The sequence below is a fragment of the Frankia sp. CeRuru1 genome (assembly GCF_977966315.1).
Window position 1 is genome coordinate 1 of the sequence record NZ_CDWWEW010000473.1, and the last position, 3,463, is coordinate 3,463.

5 protein-coding genes are annotated in these 3,463 nt (G+C 71.6%); all 5 read left to right on the top strand.

What is annotated here, in order from left to right; all coding sequences use genetic code 11:
• Nucleotides 1-532, top strand: a 532-nt coding sequence (locus AC08OP_RS22920) for a DUF6286 domain-containing protein (RefSeq protein WP_476616065.1), incomplete at its 5' end; no start/stop codon positions are given.
• A complete protein-coding gene (locus AC08OP_RS22925) occupies nucleotides 529-1,197 on the top strand; it encodes an Asp23/Gls24 family envelope stress response protein (RefSeq protein WP_476616066.1) in 669 nt (222 codons plus the stop codon). The genes AC08OP_RS22920 and AC08OP_RS22925, both read left to right, overlap by 4 nt.
• Before the next feature lie 177 nt (nucleotides 1,198-1,374).
• Entirely contained in the window at nucleotides 1,375-1,995 is a 621-nt protein-coding gene (locus tag AC08OP_RS22930; protein WP_476616067.1) for a 50S ribosomal protein L25/general stress protein Ctc, read from the top strand.
• 33 nt (nucleotides 1,996-2,028) lie between these two features.
• Complete coding sequence (gene pth / locus AC08OP_RS22935; protein ID WP_476616068.1) at nucleotides 2,029-2,622, top strand: aminoacyl-tRNA hydrolase; 594 nt, start codon at nucleotides 2,029-2,031, stop codon at nucleotides 2,620-2,622.
• Nucleotides 2,623-2,808: 186 nt separating this feature from the next.
• Nucleotides 2,809-3,462: a PIG-L deacetylase family protein gene (locus AC08OP_RS22940; protein ID WP_476616069.1), complete on the top strand. Its 654-nt coding sequence runs from the start codon at nucleotides 2,809-2,811 to the stop codon at nucleotides 3,460-3,462.
• The last annotated feature ends 1 nt before the right edge of the window (nucleotide 3,463 follow it).

The following is a 3,463-nucleotide window of genomic DNA, read 5'->3' on the forward strand; positions in this document are numbered from 1 at the left end:
GATCGCGGCCGCCGGGGTCATCACCGTCATCGAGATCGTGGCTGCGGCCGGCGGTGGCAGGGGCTACGTCGTGGTCGACTGGCCGGCGTGGGCGGACGGCCTGGCGGGCACGGCCTGGTCCTCCGGGGCGGTCCGGCTGGCCGCGGGGATCTGCGTTCTGGTCGGCCTGCTGCTGATCTGGCTCGGAGCGCGGCGCGGAACGCCGTCCCGACTCGCCGTGCGGCGCAGCTGCGCGCAGACCATTGTCTTCGTCGAGCGGCGAGGGCTTGCGCGGGCGCTGAGCTCCGCCGCCCTGACCGTCGACGGGGTGCGGGCCGCCCGGGTTCGGGTCCGTGACCGGACCGCCGACGTCCGCCTGCGTCTTCGGCCGCGTGCCGCCGGTGGCGCGCGGGAGCGCGCGGGTGCCGTCCTGGCCTCCTTGCTTGCCTCCTTCGAACTGGCTGAGCCGCTCGAGCTGCGCATCCAGGCGACCCCACCGGCCGCGGACCGGACCGTCAACGGGGCGGGACGGACCGGTGGCGGTGCGGCATGACCGAGACACGGGCAGCGGGAGGGCAGACCGCCGAGGGCCGCTCGGCGGGTGGCGGGGTACCCACGGAGCCCGGCGGTGGGCCGGCCGGGCTGTCCGAGCCGCCGCCCGACCGCCTCAACCGGGTCGCCCTGGTCGGAGTCGGGTTGCTCTGCCTCGCGGCCGGTGTTCTCGCGTTGCTGGTGGGGGCCGGTGCGTTCGGAGACGACGTCGCCGACGAGGCGGTGCTCGATGCCGACACCCGTTCCTACCCGACCTCCCACACCTGGTTCTGGCTCGCCGTGGGGATCGGTTCCGGGCTGGTCGTCCTGCTCGCCCTCGGGTGGCTTCGGGCGCAGACGGCGCTGGCGGCGCGGCGTCGTGGACTCTACGTGACGGATGATGCGCTCGGCGGTGTCCATCTGTCCGCCGCGGCACTGACCGACGCCGTCGAGGACGACGTGTTCGGGATCGCGGGCATCGAGGCGGTGCGGGCGGTGCTGCGCGGCCGGCGGGAACCCGTGCTGGAGATCGCGGTCACCGTTGTCCCGGGGCCGGGGGTCGCCGGCGTGCTCGACGACATCCGTGGCCCGGTGCTCCATCGAGCCCGGACCGCGGTCGGTCGTCCGCGGCTACCCGCCAAGGTGGAGGTCCGCCCCGCTGCCACCATCCGGCCGCAGGTGCGCTGAGGTGCGGCCCGGCGTGACCGGGCAGGGTGACCAAGGCCGCGACGCACCAAGGGTCTTGACAGAACGGGGTCGTTTCCCCCTTGCCGTGGCGCGTCCGGTACTGTGAAGGACCGCGCCGCGGTGGTTCCACCGCCCTCCGGCGCCGGATCCCCAGTTTAGGAAAGGATGAGCGCCGCCATGTCCGAGGTCCGCATCGCCGCGGAGCCGCGCACCGAGTTCGGTAAGGGCGGGGCTCGTCGCACCCGTCGGGCCGGCAAGGTCCCGGCCGTTCTCTATGGTCACGGTAAGCCGCCGCGTCACATTGCGCTGCCCGCACACGACCTACTCCACGCCTTCAAGACCGACGCCGGCACGAACGTCCTGTTGACGCTCGAACTGGCCGAGGGGACCGAACTCGCGCTCGCGAAGGACGTCCAGCGCCACCCGATCAAGGGCAGCTTCGAGCACATCGACCTCGTGCTCGTAGCCCGGGGCGAGAAGGTCGTGGCCGATATCCCCGTGCAGGTGATCGGGGAACCACACCCGGACACCCTGGTCGACCAGCAGGTCACCACGATTGCGGTGAAGGCCGACGCCACCCGGCTGCCCGGCCCGATCGAGGTCGACATCACCGGGCTCGAGCCGGGTACGAGCATTTTCGCCCGCCAGCTGGCGCTGCCGGCCGGCTCCGAGCTCGACGCCGACCCCGACCTGGTCGTCGTGCAGTGCCTGGCCAAGCGGACGAACGCTCAGCAGGAGGCCTCGCTCGGCGAGACTCCGGTGGCGGAGGAGGCCGGCGTCGCGAGCGCGTCCGTCTAAGCGGATCCGCTCCATCGCCGATGTTGTCTGCCGATGGTAACCATCCCGGCCGACGATGGGCCCTGGCTCGTCGTCGGCCTCGGCAATCCCGGACCGACCTATGCCGGCAATCGGCACAACGCCGGCTTCATGGTCGTGGACCTGCTCGCCGAGCGGACCGGGTCGCGGCTGAAGTCGCACCGTTCCCGGGCCGATGTCGCCGAGACCCGCCTGGCCGGGGCGCGGGCGGTCCTCGCCCGCCCGCTCTCCTTCATGAATCTCTCCGGCCGTCCTGTCGCGGCGGCCCGGAGCTTCTACAAGGCCGAGGTCTCCCGGCTCATCGTGGTGCACGATGAGCTTGACATCCCCTTCGGGGCTGTACGGCTCAAACGCGGCGGTGGGGACAACGGCCACAACGGTCTGCGGTCCATCTCCTCGGCGCTTGGGACACGAGACTACCTGCGGGTCCGGGTCGGCATCGGCCGTCCGCCCGGCCGGATGGATCCGGCCGACTTCGTGCTGCGGGACTTCACCCCGACCGAACGCCGTGAGCTGCCCCTCCTGCTCGAACACGCGGCCGACTCGGTCGAGATGCTCATCGCCGACGGTCTGGAGCCCGCGCAGAACCGCTATCACGCGTTGCTCTGAACCGCTCGACGGACACCGCGTGTTTCTGCCGGTCCGGTGGGCACTCCGGGTGCTTGGGTACTTCAAGTGTTGGTGTGGATGCGAAAGGTCAACGGCATGGCCGGTTGCCGGGAAACCGGGGGGCGGAGGCTTCGTGCACTGGCATGAGGGGGAGAGAAAGGGCGGGCGAGCGCGGAGGAGTGCCGGATGCTGGCGTTGACGGCGGGCCCGCCGGCCGATGGTCGGGCGTACAGCGTCGTGGCCCTCGGGGCACACGCGGACGACGTGGAGATCGGCGCCGCTGCCACGATCATGCAGTTGCTGGCCGCCCATCCGGAGGCCGCCGTGCACTGGGTGGTCTTCTCGAGCGAGGGCGAGCGCGGCTCGGAGGCGGAGGAGAGCGCGCGTGAACTGCTCGGCTCCTCGCTCGGTTCGCTGCACCTGCACGAGGTCCGGGACGGTTTCCTCCCGCGGGAGTGGAGCGGGGTCAAGGAGGTCCTGCTGCAGATCGCCCGCCAGGTCACCCCGGACATCGTGTTCGCCCCGGCGCTCGCGGATGCTCACCAGGATCACCGGGTGCTCGGCGAGCTGGCGTGGCAGGCCTTTCGCGGGGCGCTCATCCTCGGCTACGAGATCCCGAAATGGGAGGCCGACCGGCTGTCCCCCAGCCTGTACGTCCCAATCCCCGAGGGGACGGTCGGGGCAAAACTCGACCATCTCAAACGTCATTTCCGCAGCCAGCAGGACCGCGCCTGGTTCGACGACGAGACCTTCCGCGCAACCCTGCGGCTGCGCGGCGTCGAGTGCGGGACGCGCTACGCGGAGGCGTTCGACGCCCGCAAGGTGATGCTCACCTTCTGAT